Here is a 17,417-nt window from a genome sequence, read left to right as displayed (position 1 = left end):
GATCATACGCCAGCCGAAGAAGAGAAACAGATAAAAGTATATTTAACTTTTTTTGGGACTCGGTTACCTACGCTTAGGTGGAGCTGTTTTTTACTTAATTGAAGCTTGAAAGTTTGTGAATTATTGAACAAACTTAGATACCTACAAGACTAGGACAGGTTTAATGCAACGCTAGTGGAATTTCTCCCGCTAAATGATCAATGTGTCTACTCCACAATCAATTAGCTGGAATACCTCCTGTTAAATTAGCCCATTTCACGTTCGAAAGGTCATTTGAATGATATTAACGGGAGAAAATCCTGTTAAACATCATCAGAGTACCGTTTGAGTCAATATTAACAGGAAAAATTCCCGTTAAACGTTGCAAAGTAGCTGCCTGAACAAGTTACTTCAGTTGTGTTTTAAGCGACATAGAGTAACTACACAAGTGAGGTGCTTACAAGCATGTATTAACCGATGCAGAACGGCTGCTCATATCCGCAATTAACTAGAGGTTAGTTTTTGATACTGAGCGAGGGGAATCGGCGGTATCTGCGATAAATATTGTGCTATTGAGGCTGGTTACTGTTGAGTTACTTACAGGTATGTATTGGTGCAGAACGGCTGCTCATATCCGCAATTAAATAGAAGTTAGTTTTTGATACTGAGCGAGGGGAATGGGCGGTATCTGTGATATATAGGGTGCTATTGAGGCTGGTTGCTGTTGAAATACTTACAAGCATGTATAAACCGGTGCAGAATAGCTGCTCATATCCGCAATTAAATAGAAGTTAGTTTTTGATACTGAGCGAGGGGAGTGGGAATCTGCGATAAATAGGGTGCTATTGGGGTTCATTAGTGTTGGGTTACTTATAGGTAGGTATTAACCGGTGCAGAACGGCTGCTCGTATCCGCAATTAAATAGAGGTTAGTTTTTAATACTAAGCGAGGGGGAGCGGGGATCTGCGATAAATAGTGTGCTATTGAGGCTGGTTACTGTTGAGTTACTTATAGGCATGTATTAATCGGCGCAGAAAGGCTGCTCATATCTGCTATAAATAGAGGTTACTTTTCGACATGTCAGAGTGGAGGGGCAGGTAGTTTCTGCGATAAGCAGGTGGTTTTTCTTGGGTACGTCACTGTCGAGTTGCTTGCCCGCTGAGGGATAAAGAAACGTTTATGTAAGAAGCATAAGCGGCTATCAGTCGTTAAAGTGGTTTTTAAAATAACTATAAAAGTTGATTTAATTATTGTGAATGGGAAACGAAACAAGAAAATTGTTCTGGAGAAACGGAGCGTTCGCCTTTGCAGTCAGATTCTTACCTTTATATGTCTAATGAAATCGAAGAATCTGGCTGCAACCGCGATCGTAAGAATGATCTACTTGCGGCAGCGACCATAATTTCGACCATTTTTTCAACATAATAACATGAGCTTTTCCTCTAATTAACTGAAAATTATGTAATGTTATTTGACATTAAATGAGTTAGCATATAGAAAACGAATAGTTTTACGTGTTTTTAAGTTATGTATGTGTTAGGTATTATGAGGATTTATATTTCTTTTACAAAGAGGAGAGGTTGTTATGAGGGCAGCGAGAAACGCGGATATTCCGAGAGAAAAGCTTGTTTTGGCCAAGCATTATCCGATACAGGTGGTGGATACCATTGGGGTAAGCGCCTACTATCAGAAGCTGCATTGGCATGATGTGCTTGAGATCAATTTGATCAAATCGGGGACCGGCTATTACATCATCAACGGCCAAACCTTTGAATTTCAAGAGGGTGATATTCTGCTCATCAATTCGAATGACCTGCACTGCGCCTATGAGACGAAGGATCTGGTCATGCAGGTCATTTCCTTTGATGCCAATTGGTTTATGAACAGCATGCGCTTTGATCCTGAAATTCTGTATCCGTTTAAAGAAATGGGCGTGCATTTCACGAATTTGTTGGATCGGGACAAGCCGCAAATCATAGAGCTTAGAACCTTGTTGATGGAGCTTCAAGAGGAGCATGACAAGGGAGAGAATTCTTTCGGGTCCATCGTTTATGCGAATATGCTGCGTTTTCTCGTATGCATCAACCGACATTTTCGCACGGAGGGGCTGGCTCGGGGAAAGGACAGCATCGGTGCTAGGCAGCTGGAGAAAATGCGCAAGGTCATTTATGACATGGAGCAAAATTTCGCCCATCCATGGACGCTGGAAGAGCTGGCGGGGCTTGTATATTTAAGTCCGTCCAGATTCAGCGACCTGTTCCGGCGCGCGGTAGGCACTCCGCCATTGCTATATCTTATCCACATCCGTTTGGCGCACGCGGCTATGCTGCTGGAAACGAGCGAGATGAAAATTACAGATATTGCGCTGGAATGCGGTTTCCGAAGCTTGTCCAACTTTAATCGTCTGTTCAAGAAACATGTCGGTACATCTCCGAAATCCTCAAAAAGCCGAACCGGCTGAAAACAGTAAGATAGTGTCGGTTATCAAGCATTTTGGAGGAGAATGGGCGTGTCTGGCAAGCTAGAATAGAGATATAAAACATATGACGCAATGAGTTAGTAAACCTAACATAAAAGGAGGGTGACCATGCTGCAAACCAATATTAGAAAATCACAGCATGTGTTTAAGCAGCCAGGGCTGACTAAGCGATTCATGAAGCAATGGGACATCCAACTGATGGTCATCCCAGCGCTGCTCTTTATCTTTGTATTCAGCTACATTCCGATGTACGGCGTGCTCATGGCTTTTCAGGATTACAGTATTTTCAAAGGATTCATGAATAGCCCTTGGGTAGGCTTCAAGCATTTTGAAATGTTTTTCCATGCACCGGAATTTTGGACCGTCATGCGCAACACGCTTGTGATCAGCTTGCTGAAGCTGGGCGTAGGCTTTCCGGCACCGATCATCCTGGCATTAATGCTCAATGAGATCAATAACCGCATCTTCAAAAGAATCGTTCAAACGATCAGCTATTTGCCTCACTTTTTATCTTGGGTTATCGTATCGGGATTTGTGGTATCAATGCTCTCGACCGACAACGGCAGCTTGAATATTTTGCTTGAATCGCTCCATCTCATCAAAGAGCCCATCAATTTCTTGTCACTGCCGGAGTATTTCTGGGCCATTCTCGTTACGACAGGCGTGTGGAAGGAAATTGGCTTTGCTTCTATCGTGTATCTGGCTGCTATCGCCGGCATAAACCCTCATTTGTATGAAGCTGCGTCTATTGATGGAGCGAGCAAGGTGAGGCAAATCTTTTCCATCACGATTCCGTCCATTTTACCTGTTATCGTCGTTTTCTCTATTTTGGCTATAGGCAATCTGCTCAACGCCGGATTCGAAGACATATTGCTCCTTGCGGGGAACCCTGTGCTGCGTGACGTCAGCGACGTAATCGATACGTATGTCTACCGGGTGGGCATTCAAAATTCCCGATTCTCCTACGCGACGGCAGCCGGCCTTTTCAAAGCTGTCATTAGCGTCGGATTGCTGGCAGGGGCTAATTACTTGGCACGCCGGTCGGGCAACAGCTTGTGGTAAGGAGAGAAGGGAGATGCAGCGATGAAATTATCCTTTGGTGACAAAACCTTTGTGACAGTCAACTATTTATTACTGTTTTTACTCGGCTTTACTGCCTTCTATCCTTTCTGGAATGCCGCAGTCATTTCGTTCAACGCGGGAACGGACACGATGCTGGGCGGCATCACGTTTTGGCCGCGCGTATTTTCCCTCGATAATTACGAGGTGGTGTTTAAAGACAAGCGGCTGATCGACGGCTTCGTCATCTCGGTGCTGCGGACGGTTGTAGGTACGGTGTTATCCATAGCGGCAACGGCGATCTTCGCCTACGGCATGACTAAGCGAAATCTGATCGGCAAAAAGTTCTACATGATCTTTTGCGTGCTGACGATGTATTTTAGCGGCGGCTTGATTCCGAGTTACCTGCTTATCCGTGAGCTTGACCTGATGAATTCGTTTTGGGTCATGGTTATTCCCGGCATTATTAGCGTATGGAACATGATTATCTTCCGGACCTTCTTTATGGGAATTCCGGGCGGACTGGAGGAGTCGGCGCAAATCGACGGCTCCAGCAACTGGGGAATTTTATTCCGCATTATTTTTCCCCTTTCGGGTCCTGTCATTGCCACGCTATCGCTATTTACGGCGGTTTACCACTGGAATGACTGGTTCTCGCCGAGTCTGTATATTTCCAATATTGACTTGCTGCCGATCCAGACGAAGCTTCAGCAAATATTGAACTCCAACATTATGCTGGAGCAGATGTCGCAAATGGATTCCGCGGCGCAGGGACGCATGAGCTCGATGCGGGCTGTAACGACGAAATCGCTGTCGATGGCCACGATGATGGTTGCGACGGTTCCTATTTTATGCGTGTATCCTTTTGTGCAAAAGTATTTCGTGAAAGGCGTTCTGATTGGTTCCTTGAAGGAATAACCACGGGTTCAAGGCGTTAGCTTTAACCATAGATAAACATGCGGAAGGGAGTTTGGGCGATGATAACATTCAGTAAAGCTTTTCACGCAGCATTGTCAGTCTCATTGGTATTCGTTCTGGTATTAGCGGGGTGCTCGAGCAATAAGGAGACGAATGCAGGGACGACGGAAGGGACGAACGGTAGTCCAAATGCCGACACAGCATCGTTCGTTTTGGGCGAACAGCCGCTTGAGTTCTCTTTCTACGGGCACTATGACTGGTATACGATGCCGCCTTGGGGCGAAGATCTTTCAACAAAGTGGATTAAGGACAATAAAAAAGTGAATGTGGTGCCAATTAGCTCGGGAGGCAGCGCCAAGCAGAAGCTGAATACGATGATCGTATCGCAGGAGCTTCCGGATGTGATTTGGATGGAGCGTGACGCGGATGTCGAGAAGCTTCGTTCGGAAGGACTACTTGTTCCGTTCGACGATTATTTGGATAAATATCCGAATTTGAAAAGATGGGCCGGTGAGGCGACGCTGGACATGCTGCGCTCTCCGGATGGCAAGCTCTATCAGTTCCCGAACTGGTATACGACGCAGCCGAACGGCAATGCCGGCTACTTGGTCAACAAAAAAATCTATGAAGAGCTAGGCTCGCCGAGTCTTGAAACGACGGATGATCTGTATGCCTATTTGACGCAAGTGAAGGCGAAATATCCGGATGTTGTGCCTCTTGAAGTAGGACAAAGTGCGTCGGGTATCGATGTGCTGGTATCGGCTTTCGCCGAAAACCGTCCTTATACGTATAACGCTATGAAAGCCGTGCCGACAGGCGACCAGCTCGGCTCGATCTTTACGGATGCGGCGTTCCGCGAATCGATTCAATATGCAAGCAAGCTGTATCGTGAGAAGCTGATTTCCCAGGATTCCTTTACGCAAAAGCTGGAGCAGGTGGAGCAGAAGGTCATGACGGGTAAAATCGCGGTTTTCGCAGCATCCAGCCCGACGGAGTTCGGGGCCAAAGGAAATGCGCTGCTGAAGGCGGATGACCCGGATGCAGGCTACATTATGGTGTGGCCGGTGCATAAGGCAGGGCTTGATAAAAACAAAATTTTCCCTGGCGATTACAAACAGCTGGGCTGGAATGTCAGCGTAATTACGAAGGCGGCCAAAGATCCGGAAGCGGTCTTCGCATTCCTTGACTGGTTTACCGGACCTGAGGGTCAACGCATCATTATGTGGGGACCGGAAGGGCTTTACTGGGAAGGTACGGATGCGGAAGAAGCGCCGCAGTTCACTGAGAAATTCACGAGTGACATTGAAGGCCGCGAGGCATTAATGGCAGCTACCGTCAACTTCCAATGGAACGGCAATACCGTATATGTCGACGATTCAAAAATGAAGTTCGAGTCAACGCTTCCAGCGGAGAAACGGAGCTGGGAAACGTATTGGCAGTCGGAAATTACATGGAAAACGCAGTACGACACGACGGAGTTCGTGAACCTGGACCCGGCAGGAGATACCGATGAGGGGATCGTGGCACAGAGCATTTTCGATATTTATGAGAAGGCAAGGGCTAAAGCGATTATGAATGCAGCTTCGGATGAGGAAGTGGCAAGCATTCTGGATAAAGCGGAAGCCGACGCCCAGAAGGCTGGTTATGAGAAGTTGTTGAAATACAAAACGACGAAATGGCAAGAGAATGTCAGCAAACTAAAATAAAGCGCGGGTAAAGCGCAAAAATCGATCTGCTGCAGCGGGCTAGGAGGCCGTAATTTGGACTTGAGAAAAACGGCCTCCAAAACCAAGCATTCATATGGGAGCGATTATATTTGACATATTATTTGGGTGTTGATGGCGGGGGCAGTAAGACGATAGCGGTTGTATCCGATAAAGCGGGCCGTGTTCTTGGGCTAGGCGAAAGCGGCTGCGGAAATCATCAATTGGGTGTGGAGCTAGCGAGAAGCAATATTCAGGCAGCTGTTATCTATGCAATGCTGCAAGCGAAAGTGGAAAAGGAAGAGATTGCTTACGCGGTATTTGGGCTTGCGGGTGCCGACCGCGAAGCGGACTTTCAAATTTTAAGACCGATGATTGCAAAGCTAGGCTTCCGAAATCATGAGATTGTGTGCGATACGGTCATTGGTTTGCGGGCTGGGACCAAACAAGCGGATGGCGTTGTCGTCATATGCGGCAGCGGCACGAACAGCTTTGGTATCAATAAGCGGGGCGAGAGTTTGCAATGCGGCGGCTTTGGTTACGCCTTTGGTGATTTTGGCGGCGGCAGCAATCTTGCGGTGGAAGTGTTTCGATCGGTGATTCGTGCTTGGGAAGGCAGGGAGCAGCCTACGCTGCTGACGGGCTTGACGCTTCGAATGCTCGGATATGAAACGGTAGAGCAAATGTTTCATGATTATTTGGACCATGGGAAGGCCATTCCGCATTTGCTTGCGAAGCTGCTGTTTGAAGCGGCTGAGCAGGGGGATGGTGTTGCACGACGTATCTTGCGACGCCAGGGGGAAGAGCTTGGGGTGGCGGCAAGCGCTGTCATTCAGAAGCTTGGGATGAACGGGGATGAATTCGATCTTGTCATGGTCGGCAGCGTGCTTACCCGCGGGGATAATGGTTACATTGCTCCTTATCTTGAACAACAGGTGAAGAAGGCAGCTCCTGGCTGCAATCTGGCGGTTCTTACGATGGAGCCTGTCGCGGGCGCTTTATTGTTGGCGATGGAGAAGATGACCTTGGTCATCGAGGAGTCTGTATACGAGAGTTTAAATGAGCGCTTATCTGTGAAGGAGGCTCCTGTGGAATGGGTGCTGGACTGAAAGTAGTGGTAATTGGCGGCGGGTCATCCTATACGCCGGAATTAATTGAAGGTTTTATTTTGAACTATGCGACCTTTCCCGTAACGGAAATCGTGCTTGTTGATATCGCTGAAGGGCGAAATAAGCTTGCTATTGTAGGTGAGCTGGCACTGCGCATGATTGAAAAGTCAGGTCTTCCCATCAGGCTGAAATTGACGCTGGACCGGCGTTCGGTGCTTGCGGGCGCTGACTTCGTCACGACGCAAATGCGCGTTGGCAGGCTCGAAGCTCGCGGGTGGGATGAGTCGATTCCGCTCAAATACAATATGATTGGCCAAGAAACAACGGGTGCCGGCGGCATGATGAAGGCGCTGCGGACGATCCCTGTCCTGCTGGAGATTTGCAAGGACATGGAGGAGCTTTGCCCGAATGCCTGGCTGCTTAACTTTACGAATCCGGCCGGCATGGTCACGGAGGCTATTCATAAACATTCAAGCATTAAATCGATAGGGTTATGCAATTCGCCGATTGCCGCCTATAAGTGGCTTTCCGCTGTGTATCAGGTTCCGGCTGAAGACATTTATTGCGAATTCGCTGGTCTTAACCATTTGCATTGGATCAGCACGATTAAGGTGAACGGCGAATCCAAGCTTGATGAGCTGCTGAATAATCAGGATGGCTATTCGGCTAAGAATGTGCCGCAATACGCTTGGAATGGCAGTCTGCTTCGCTCGTTGAAGGCAGTTCCTTCGTATTATTTAAAATATTTTTACTTGCAGCGGGAGATTTTGGAGGAGCAGAAGGCTGCCGCGGCCAAAGGAGAGACGCGGGCGGAGACGGTTAAGCGGCTGGAGGACGAGCTGTTTGAGATTTATAAGGACCCGAACCTGTCGGAGAAGCCGAAGCAGCTGGAGCAGCGCGGCGGCGCTTATTATTCGGAAGCGGCGGTGAAGCTAATGAATTCGTTGTATAACGATAGCGGCGACATTCAAACCTTGAACGTACCTAACCGGGGAGTGCTTGATTTTTTGCCGGATGATGCTTGCATTGAAGTGAACTGCATCGTGACGAAGGATGGACCGATTCCGCAGCCTGTGGCCATTGTTCCGGCTGCTGCCAAAGGGTTAATCCAAGCTGTAAAGGTGTATGAGCAACTGGCAATCGAGGCTGCGGTAACTGGCAACCGTGATACGGCCTTGGTGGCGCTGGCGCATCATCCATTGGTTGATTCCGTGAATGATGCGCAGGCGATGCTGGAGGAAATGCTGGAGCAAAATAAGGTTTACTTGCCGCATTTTTTCGCGGAAGTTGGCGCAGCTGAATAAAGGATGGCGTCCTGGAGCCGAATAGGCTGCCGGGGCGTCTTTTGCATGATTAGGGAAGCTATGACGTTTGGGCTGGCCTTTTTTTTGCGTTCAAGGGCCAAGTCGCATTCTGAAAGCAGAACTGGTAATGTAGATACGGAGGGGATAAGCTAAGGGATCGTGCGAGGAGGTAGCCTTTGCTCGCTGTGCTGCTTCTCGACTATAGCCTTTAGTAAGGCGTGGAGGTCTTTCGATGTCAATGTTTAAAGCGCTAGTGCTTAATCAAATAGATAACGAAATCATTGCAGAAACGAAGCTGTTAGAGAGGAGTGATTTGCCTGCGGGCGATTTGCTCATCCGAGTAGCGTATTCCAGTGTGAATTATAAAGATGCGTTGGCCTTTAAGGCGAACGGCGGCGTTGTGAAGAGTTATCCATTCGTGCCCGGGATTGATTTGGCCGGAACGGTTATCTCGAGTGAGAGCGAGCGGTTCCGGGCTGGCGATGAGGTCATCATTACCGGGTATGGGCTTGGCGTCAGCCATTTTGGAGGTTATAGCGAATATGCGCGCGTACCGGCGGAGTGGGCGGTTAGGCTGCCGAGCGGCCTTTCATTAAAAGAAGCGATGATTATGGGGACGGCGGGGTTTACAGCGGCGCTGTCGGTTTATGAGCTTCAGCAAAATGGGGTTCGCCCGGAGGATGGCGAGATACTGGTGACGGGAGCAACCGGAGGCGTTGGAAGTGTTGCAGCTGCAATTGCAGCCAAGCTTGGCTATGAAGTGGTTGCTAGCACGGGGAAACTCGATAAGCATGATTATTTAAAAGCGCTTGGCGTGAAGCGAATTTTATCCCGCGAAGAGCTTGCGGACGGATCAAAGCGAGCGCTGGACAAGCAGCTTTGGGCTGGAGCCATCGACTGTGTCGGTGGTGAAACCTTGTCTTCGCTTCTGCCGCAGGTGAAGTATGGTGGTGTTGTTGCTGCGAGCGGCTTAACTGGGGGTTCGGAGCTTTCTATGACGGTTTTCCCTTTTATCATTCGGGGAGTTCGTCTCATTGGCATCGACTCGGTCATGGCAAGCATGGAAACGCGTATTCGAGTATGGGAGAAACTGGCGGGTGCTTATAAGCCGGCGAAGCTGGAGGGGCTGTGCGAGGAAATTGCGCTGGATCAGGTAAGCGAGCGAGTGGCTGCGTTATTGAAAGGGCGGTCGAGCGGCCGGGTAATAGTGAGGCTGTAGTGGGCAGCAACGGCTGATTCCACATTTCAGCAGTGAATAAGGCTGATCCCTTTTCTATAGAGGGTTCAGCCTTATTCATCCTCGCAAAAGCCGGTATTTAATTATGATTCTCGGTTCAGTCGCTGGCGTGCGCGAAACTGCTTGAATTGAAAATATATCGTGCACCCAATGCAATGCCCGAGAATGGCGGCTAGCGCGGCAGCGCCCATCATGCCTGCAAAAATATAGCCAGCTACTTGCCAGCCGAGTGCGAAGCTTAGCAAAGCAAAGGTGAGAAAGCCTACTCCAAGCGTGTTGTTAAAGCGCTGCAGCTCGGCTGCTTCCGTCTGGGATGAAGCGACATAACGGGTGAGGAACGGGCGGGCAATGCGAATGAATATATTGGCTTTCGGGCCGAAGATAAGTCCCGTCACCTGAATGATCCATAGCGCAGCAATGAGCCATGGCAATTGAAGTCCTATGGCGATAAGAAGTACAACGACAATACCGGTCTGATTACTGCGTACGTACGGGATTGGGATCTCCTTCATGAACAAAACCAACTTTCCTTATTGGATTTATTTAATTTAATAGTAGTGAATTCTTTATGATTTGGCAAGAGACTCTGAGTGATCTTAAAAAATAAAAATAGTCGGATGTAAGGCATCAAATTTTTTTATGTGATAACTTTCGACAACTTACTATTTAATTTGCTTTTCATATATAATAGATTCGTACAACTAAAGAACTAATTTCCAAACAAGAGGTAGATTAATAGGTGAATCTTACTGGGATTGAAATGTTTAAAGGCCTATCCAATATGGAGCTTGCCAAGCTTTTGGGCATGTTGGATAAACGGAAGTTTGCTGCTGGCACTCCGTTGTTCCGACAAGGTGATGCTGGCGACTATATGTTTATTATTGAAAGCGGTACGATTGAGCTTTTTTCCAGCGTGGAAAATAGCACAAAGCGTTCCTTGGCTCTGCTAGGCGAAGGCGAGGTTGTGGGCGAAATGGCGCTGCTTACTGGCGAAGCCAGATCTGCGGAGGCCGTTGCTTCTGAAGATACTGTGCTTTATATCATTGATAGCAACGCATTCGACCGCCTAGTTAACGATAATACGACATTTTCCACCTATTTTATCAGACTTCTGTCACAGCGGTTAATGGCAACGAATGACCGTCTTCAAGCAGCGAAGAAGGCGGAATCCGAGCGTGTTGCCCGCGAGCTTGGACAATTGCCGGAGCAGCTTGCGCACTTTCTGCTATGGTGCGCCCAAGTTCCGCTTGTTAGCAGGAAGCTTGCAGAGCAGACCTTTACCCTCACACTAGAAACAGCATTTGCGAAAAACTCCTTCCTTAGGCAATGCTTTCAAGAAAATCCAATGACATCTGAGTGGCTCACCATCTCGAGCGGACTGAAACCAGTGCTAGATGATATAAGCAAAGAACGTTACGGCTATGACGAAATGGCGGGTTGGGCAGAACAGGCGGCAGCTTGGTATGCGTCGCAGGGGCTATGGGCGGATTCGATTTTTATTCAGGCTGATAGAGGCAACTGGCCGCTGGCACTGGATACTTATGCGCGCGAAGGGAAAGTGCTGACTGATGAACAGCGTTCAGAAGTATTGCTTATTTTTGGCCGTTGCCCGCTTGAACAGCTTGCCGTGCGTTTTTCTGTTTTGGAAACCTATCTCCCTTACTGCGATAACCACTCACCAGAAGCAGGCATCGCAGTTATAGAGACGGCTTTGAACCGAACGTATGAATTTAAACCCGTTGAGCTTTTGTTCTTGTACGAAATGGGAACAGAGCTGTGCCGGAAGCTAGGCAGAAACAATCAGGCACTGGAGTATATGAAGCTGGCGGAAGCTGCGGCGGGCAGCGATCCCGCAACTGAAGGGGAGTTGATCCGCGCGGATCGTGCGTATGGGCTTGCTAAGCAGAAGCTCGCGAGGAAGCGCAGTGAGGTGCTTGTGCGGAGCGCTGGACAATTATTAAAGGGCAATCGTGCAGGTGAAGCGGCGGCTATCGGTGCTGCGCTGCTTTGTATTGTGTTGTCCTTTGTTATGGACCCGATTGGCGGGTTGTCGGAAGCGGGCATGCGTTTTGTTGGCATAGCCATTGCGGCCGTCATCATGTGGATAGTGCCGGTCATGCCGGATTATGTGGTAGCGCTTGGCATGATCATGTTATGGGTAATTGGAGGCGTGGCCTCGCCTGAGACGGCGATGTCCGGATTTGCCTCAAGCTCTTGGCTATTTATGATTTTTATTATGGCGATGAGCGCGGTTATTACGAAGTCAGGCATCTCCTATCGGTTTGCCTTGCATGCCCTTAAGCGGTTTCCTGCGAGTTACCGGGGCCAGTTATGGGGAATTGTTGCGGGAGGGGCTCTGCTTAATCCGCTGCTTCCCTCTTCATCAGCCAAAGCATCGCTAGGCGTGCCGATGGCGCAAACGCTGGCGGAGTCTATGGGTTATGGGGAGAAGACTGAGGGGGCGGCGGGTCTCGGATTGGTGGCTATGGTCTTTTTCGGATTTACCGCCCCTTTTGTGCTCACCGGCTCTTACACCAATGTTATGGCTTACGGCCTTGCTTCCTCCGAGCGTTCCGTGTCATGGCTGCAATGGTTTCTGTACGCGCTGCCTGCCTTTATTGTTTTTGGTGCGGTGCTCCTAATTATTTTGTTATACATGTTCCGTAAAATAGAGCCGTCTAAGATGGTGACGGGGGAAGTTCTGAACGAGCAGCTTCGTTTGCTCGGTCCCCTAACCAAGGACGAACGCGTATCGCTTTGGACCGTAATTAGCTGCATTGGCTTGATGGTGCTTCAGCCGATGCATGGCATAGACAGCACGTGGATCATGCTGCTTGGCTTTGCTGCTTTAGTGATTAGCGGCGTGTTGGATAAGCGGACCGTCTCTGTGGGCATCGACTGGACGTTTCTGCTATTCCTTGGAGCTGCATTTAGTTTCGCGGGTGTAGCTGGGCAGCTTGGAATCGCTGAGTTGCTGTCAGGTTTTTTGAGTGAGCATTTGTCTTTTTTTGATACGTCTCCTGCGTTGTTCCTGGCAGCTGTTATTCTTGTTTCGTTTGTGGTGACGCTTGTAATTCGGGATGATCCTGCCGTTATATTGCTGGTAACAGCTATCGTTCCTTTGGGTGAAGCGATGGGTATTCATCCGTGGGTGCTGGTGTTTATTATTTTGCTCGCAACAGACCCGTTCTTCTTTACCTATCAATCTCCAACCTATTTAACGGCTTACTATAGCACGGAGGGCAAATCGTTTACCCACAGGCAAGCGCAAAAGGTTGCTCTGGGGTACGGGCTTGCGGTCTTTCTGGTCGCCTTGCTTTGCGTTCCCTACTGGAAGTGGCTCCATCTGATTAATTAAATGGATCAACAAAGAAAGGAGGCTGCTATGAAGCTTAAGCTTATCCATATCATTGCCGCATTAACGGCGCTGTCGGTGTTCCTGATGTATAGGGGATCGCTGGATACGATGGATTATTTCTTCCAAGACCGATTTATGCAAAAAGAAAGCGATATTGACACTCGGATTGCTATTATCGCCATCGATGACGAGAGTGTAAACGAATATGGGAGCTGGCCTTGGAACCGCAATGTTCATGCGCAGCTTATTGATACACTTGCCGAGGGGGACCCGGCGGTCATTGCCTTTGACGTTACGTTTCCTGCGCCTTCGGCGGATGATACTTCCGCAGATGAAGCGTTGATTGCTGCTGTAGCGCAAGCGGGCAATGTGATCATGCCGGTATATGGCACGTTTGCTTCCTCTGCTAAACAGGGGGCGATTGAAGCGTTGGAGATGTCGGAACCGTTCCCGGAACTAAAGGCGGCAGCCGCTGCGGTCGGCCATATTAATACGATCCCTGATCGCGATCGGGTTGTCCGGAACTCCCTGTACAGCTTTCAGTACCAGGGGGAGACGGTTGAGAGTTTTTCTTGGGTCATTTATCAAATGTTTATGGAGCGCGCGGGCGGTTCGGTCGACGCGGAAATGCTGCCGCTGGACGCATTTGGGCGGTTTCATATCGCTTATAGCGGCAAGCCCGAGCAGTATGAAGCCGTTTCTTATTCTGCCGTGCTGAACGGCGATGTGCCAGCGGATTATTTTAAAGACCGTATCGTTCTTATTGGGCCTTATGCGACAGGGTTTAAAGATGACTATCTGACTCCGTTGCAAGTGAAGAATCCCATGTACGGGGTTGAGATTCATGCAAACATTATTCAGGCGCTGATGGATCGTCACTTGAAGCATGAACTTGATTGGAAATGGAACGCGCTTATTTTGCTTATCGCGGCGGCGCTGGCCTATTATTTATTCCGAAAGTGGAACATGCTGATTTCTTTCTTGTCCGTTGCGGTACTTATTGTGGTTTTTGTAGTGGGAAGCAGCTACTTGTATGGCAAGGGAATCATTGTCTCAATCGGATATGCCGTGCCGCTGCTCATTATCAGCTGTATTGTGGTCGTTGGCTTTCATTATGTGGAGGAACTGCTGGAGCGACGCAGAGTTACCGATATATTTGGGAGGTACGTTGCGCCAGAAGTGGTTAACCAGATTTTGAAAAATGGCGACGAAGGGCTGAAGCTCGGCGGAACGCGCCGGGAACTAACTGTTTTGTTTGTCGATATCCGCGGCTTTACGCCTCTCTCGGAGAAGGCGGAGCCAGAGGAAATCGTTGAAATATTAAATGAGTACCTCGATCTGGCGGCCAATTGCATCTTTAAGTTTGATGGAACGCTGGATAAGTTCATTGGCGATGCGGCCATGGCTATTTTCAACGCGCCGCTGCTGCTCGAGGATCATCCGATGCGCGCCGTTCAGGCTGCTTGGGCGATGAAGGAAGGCTCGGCTGCGCTGGAGCGCAAGCTAATTGAACGTTTTGGCTTTGGCGTGAAGTTTGGCCTCGGCATCCATACGGGTCCTGCTGTCTTCGGCAACATTGGGTCAAAAAGCAGGATGGATTATACAGCCATTGGCGATACGGTCAATACGACGGCGCGGCTGGAGAGCAACGCAAAGCCGGGCCAAATTATTTTGAGCGATGCGGTATATCAAGCGGTTAAGGATCGAATTAAGGCGAGTTCGCTTGGGGAGATCAAGGTTAAAGGGAAAGAGCAAGGCATTACGATCTATGAATTGGAGGGATTGCAATGAAGTCATTGAAGTTGATCATCATTTCTTTGCTCGTCATGGCGCTTGTTCTGCCTACGGCAGTGTTTGCGAAGGACACGGATAAAGCGGGGAAAGTGACGGCTGTAGAGGGCAAAGCGGAAGTGAAAAAAAGCGGCGGCTCCAAGAAGTTTAATGCTTTTAAAGGGATGGCCATTACGCAGGGCGATACGATTATGACGGGTAGTGACGGTAAGATAACGATGGATCTGGACAGTGACAAAGAGGTGACCATCGGCACGAATACGACGCTGGTTGTCAGTGAGCTTGTCAAAAGCGCTAAAGCGCTTAGCGGCAAGACAAGCCTCAGCCTTTTGAAGGGCAAGGTAGTCATTTCGATTAAAAAGAAGCTGGATGGCGACTCTCGTTTTGAGATTGAGACGCCGACGGCGATCATGGGCGTTATGGGTACGCAGTTTACTGTCCGCTATGAGGATGAGCAAAGCTATGTAGGCGTCTTTGAAGGCGCTGTGAAAACTAAGCATGGTGACAAGCGTGCGGCAGAGACCCTTGTGAACCCTAATGAACAGCTGCGGTTGGACCAAAAGGGAGAAGGGAAGAAAGAGAAGTTAAACTATCTTGACCTCCCGCTTATCGCATTGGAGCATTACCTGCAGCTGCTGGAGAAAGATGCCAAATCAGACAAAACGTTAATTGGCCAGGTGAAGCAGCAAATTGAAAAGTTGAAAAAAGAAGAAGCGGCTGCAGCTGCTAATGAGAATGTGGGGTCGACGACCGACTCCACCATCGTATACGAGGATAAAACAGGTCAAACTGGCGGTGGCGGCAGTATAATTACACCGACAGCTACTCCGACGCCGACTCCTACAGTGACGCCGACTGTGGCGCCAACGGCGACACCACCGGTGATGCCTACGGATGAACCGGTTGCAACGCCTACAATCGCGCCTACGGAAGGGCCGGTTGCGACACCGACGATAGTGCCGTCGCCTATGCCGACTGAATTGCCTCTGGCACCACCTGTGCTGGATGCCTCGGAATTTTATAGCAATCTGTATACGTATATGAGAAACGATAAAGTTTTTATTTTACCTTTTACAACAAATATTGCTCTCAACAACATAAATGATATTACTCCTGCTGATGCTTCTCAAGTCATCAAATTTGAGATTTTCCAGCCTGAAACCGAGGGTTATATTGATCGCACCGAGATGGTAGATAAAATCTCCATCGATTCATCTTTTTCTGACCGGATGTCTATTGAACTGCGAGAAGCTGTTGCATATGGCTCTGATATTCGAATCACCGTCTACGCTAACCAGCTTAAAAATGCTGATACTGGCGCTGTGCAAGACTTGGATCAAGTTACCGTAAATGAAGAGGGGAATGAGGGTTTTGAATTCAAATTCAAGGAGGATTACACCCAGTTTGATTATATTCATGGGGACCCTGATTCACAGGTAAATTGGATGGCAGCGTTTAGTTCTCTCGGTTACCAGTACGATATGCAGTATGCTGAGGTGACTAGGATCTGTTCTGCTGATGATGAATGTCCGCCAGAATATGTATATAATTTAAATGATATTATGAGTGTTTCCACTAGCGTTTCTCCCTCTTACCAAACGATTTTGAGTGTTACGTTATTTGGTTCTTATTTTGCTAGCGAGGATTTGGATGTTGGTTTATATAAAATAAGCATTCATCCCGTCGATAGAAATGATAATCCCGTTGAAGGGACGATCGATATCTACGCAAATGTACGCAGGGCTGCTCCGCCGGAACCGTTGAGCGAATCCGCGTATATGAGTGATGCTTCAACATTGGTTCTGCCGTTTACTACGCCGCTTGTAAAGTTGCGTTCTGTGCTTGGAGACGGCTTGGCTGTTAAGGTTTGCGACTTTGGAGAGTCTCCTCCGCTAGTCGAGGGTGGCGAAAATGAAGGTGACCAGCCATGCACAAATGTTAGCGTTGATAGCGTAACTGTGGACCCTGAGAGCGCCGATCAATTAATCGTGGTACTTTCTAATCCTATGGAATACGGAGCGAATATCAAGGTTGTAGTTGAACCGTGGGCATGGCTAAATCCGGAAACCATGGATGTACAGAAAGAAGAACACAACTTTTACTTAAGAAGTGCGGCTACTCTGCAACCTTATTACGTTCAATTCCTTTATGATGGCCTGGAACAAACGGACGAAAAAGTCACGATTCATACGCTTGGATATGATATCGGAGAAATCAGAATGTATTGCTATGGATTTGCTGGGTCCTGTGAAGGATTTGAGCCTCCTTATAGATTAGAGGATGAAGTTTATCGATTGACAGGCGATGGGGCAACTCGCGAGCTGACTCTGTTAGGCTCTTACTTTAATCAGCCTTATGTTAGGCCTGGTTGGTATGAACTCTACATCCCTATTATGCAAAACGGTGAACAAATTGATGGAATTTACCTAATTGTTTGGGTTAGTCCGCCGCCTCTATAAAATATGAGAAGCCGAAAGGAG

At 48.5% G+C, this 17,417-nt stretch carries 11 protein-coding genes; 10 read left to right on the top strand and 1 reads right to left on the bottom strand.

Features of this window, described 5'->3' with window-relative positions:
* Nucleotides 1-1,564: 1,564 nt before the first annotated feature.
* The 7 genes from FJQ58_RS04420 (at nucleotide 1,565) to FJQ58_RS04390 (ending at nucleotide 9,770) form a co-directional block, all read left to right on the top strand.
* Complete coding sequence (locus tag FJQ58_RS04420) at nucleotides 1,565-2,440, top strand: AraC family transcriptional regulator (RefSeq protein WP_139991224.1); 876 nt, start codon at nucleotides 1,565-1,567, stop codon at nucleotides 2,438-2,440.
* A 126-nt stretch (nucleotides 2,441-2,566) separates the two neighbouring features.
* On the top strand, nucleotides 2,567-3,520 hold the full coding sequence (locus tag FJQ58_RS04415; RefSeq protein WP_139991223.1) for an ABC transporter permease: 954 nt from the start codon (nucleotides 2,567-2,569) through the stop codon (nucleotides 3,518-3,520).
* 21 nt (nucleotides 3,521-3,541) lie between these two features.
* Complete coding sequence (locus tag FJQ58_RS04410) at nucleotides 3,542-4,435, top strand: carbohydrate ABC transporter permease (RefSeq protein WP_139991222.1); 894 nt, start codon at nucleotides 3,542-3,544, stop codon at nucleotides 4,433-4,435.
* A 59-nt stretch (nucleotides 4,436-4,494) separates the two neighbouring features.
* Nucleotides 4,495-6,141: an extracellular solute-binding protein gene (locus tag FJQ58_RS04405; RefSeq protein ID WP_139991221.1), complete on the top strand. Its 1,647-nt coding sequence runs from the start codon at nucleotides 4,495-4,497 to the stop codon at nucleotides 6,139-6,141.
* A gap of 110 nt (nucleotides 6,142-6,251) precedes the next feature.
* Nucleotides 6,252-7,247, top strand: coding sequence for an N-acetylglucosamine kinase (locus FJQ58_RS04400; RefSeq protein WP_139991220.1), 996 nt, complete (start codon nucleotides 6,252-6,254; stop codon nucleotides 7,245-7,247).
* Entirely contained in the window at nucleotides 7,232-8,551 is a 1,320-nt protein-coding gene (locus FJQ58_RS04395; RefSeq protein WP_139991219.1) for a 6-phospho-beta-glucosidase, read from the top strand. Before FJQ58_RS04400 ends, FJQ58_RS04395 begins: the two co-directional genes overlap by 16 nt.
* 232 nt (nucleotides 8,552-8,783) lie before the next feature.
* Nucleotides 8,784-9,770, top strand: a complete 987-nt coding sequence (locus FJQ58_RS04390; RefSeq protein WP_139991218.1) for an oxidoreductase — start codon at nucleotides 8,784-8,786, stop codon at nucleotides 9,768-9,770.
* A 101-nt stretch (nucleotides 9,771-9,871) separates the two neighbouring features.
* Here FJQ58_RS04390 and FJQ58_RS04385 read toward each other — a convergent pair whose 3' ends face one another.
* The gene (locus FJQ58_RS04385) at nucleotides 9,872-10,300 is read right to left on the bottom strand and encodes a DUF4395 domain-containing protein (protein WP_139991217.1); all 429 of its coding nucleotides are present in this window, start codon (nucleotides 10,298-10,300) and stop codon (nucleotides 9,872-9,874) included.
* Between the two features lie 227 nt (nucleotides 10,301-10,527).
* Here FJQ58_RS04385 and FJQ58_RS04380 point away from each other — a divergent pair, with 227 nt between their 5' ends.
* Genes FJQ58_RS04380 through FJQ58_RS04370 form a run of 3 tightly spaced genes read left to right on the top strand, consistent with a single transcriptional unit; the run spans nucleotide 10,528 to nucleotide 17,396 of the window.
* On the top strand, nucleotides 10,528-13,146 hold the full coding sequence (locus tag FJQ58_RS04380; RefSeq protein ID WP_139991216.1) for an SLC13 family permease: 2,619 nt from the start codon (nucleotides 10,528-10,530) through the stop codon (nucleotides 13,144-13,146).
* 27 nt (nucleotides 13,147-13,173) lie between these two features.
* Nucleotides 13,174-14,937 (top strand): CHASE2 domain-containing protein, encoded by a 1,764-nt coding sequence (locus tag FJQ58_RS04375; RefSeq protein WP_162341296.1) that lies wholly within the window; start codon nucleotides 13,174-13,176, stop codon nucleotides 14,935-14,937.
* Entirely contained in the window at nucleotides 14,934-17,396 is a 2,463-nt protein-coding gene (locus tag FJQ58_RS04370) for a FecR domain-containing protein (RefSeq protein WP_139991214.1), read from the top strand. Before FJQ58_RS04375 ends, FJQ58_RS04370 begins: the two co-directional genes overlap by 4 nt.
* Nucleotides 17,397-17,417 lie beyond the last annotated feature (21 nt).

Origin of the sequence: Paenibacillus paridis (genome assembly GCF_006345825.1) — a bacterium.
GTDB lineage: Bacteria > Bacillota > Bacilli > Paenibacillales > Paenibacillaceae > Pristimantibacillus > Pristimantibacillus paridis.
The sequence above is the reverse complement of the archived record's forward strand: the minus strand, read 5'-3'. Positions and strand labels throughout refer to the sequence as shown.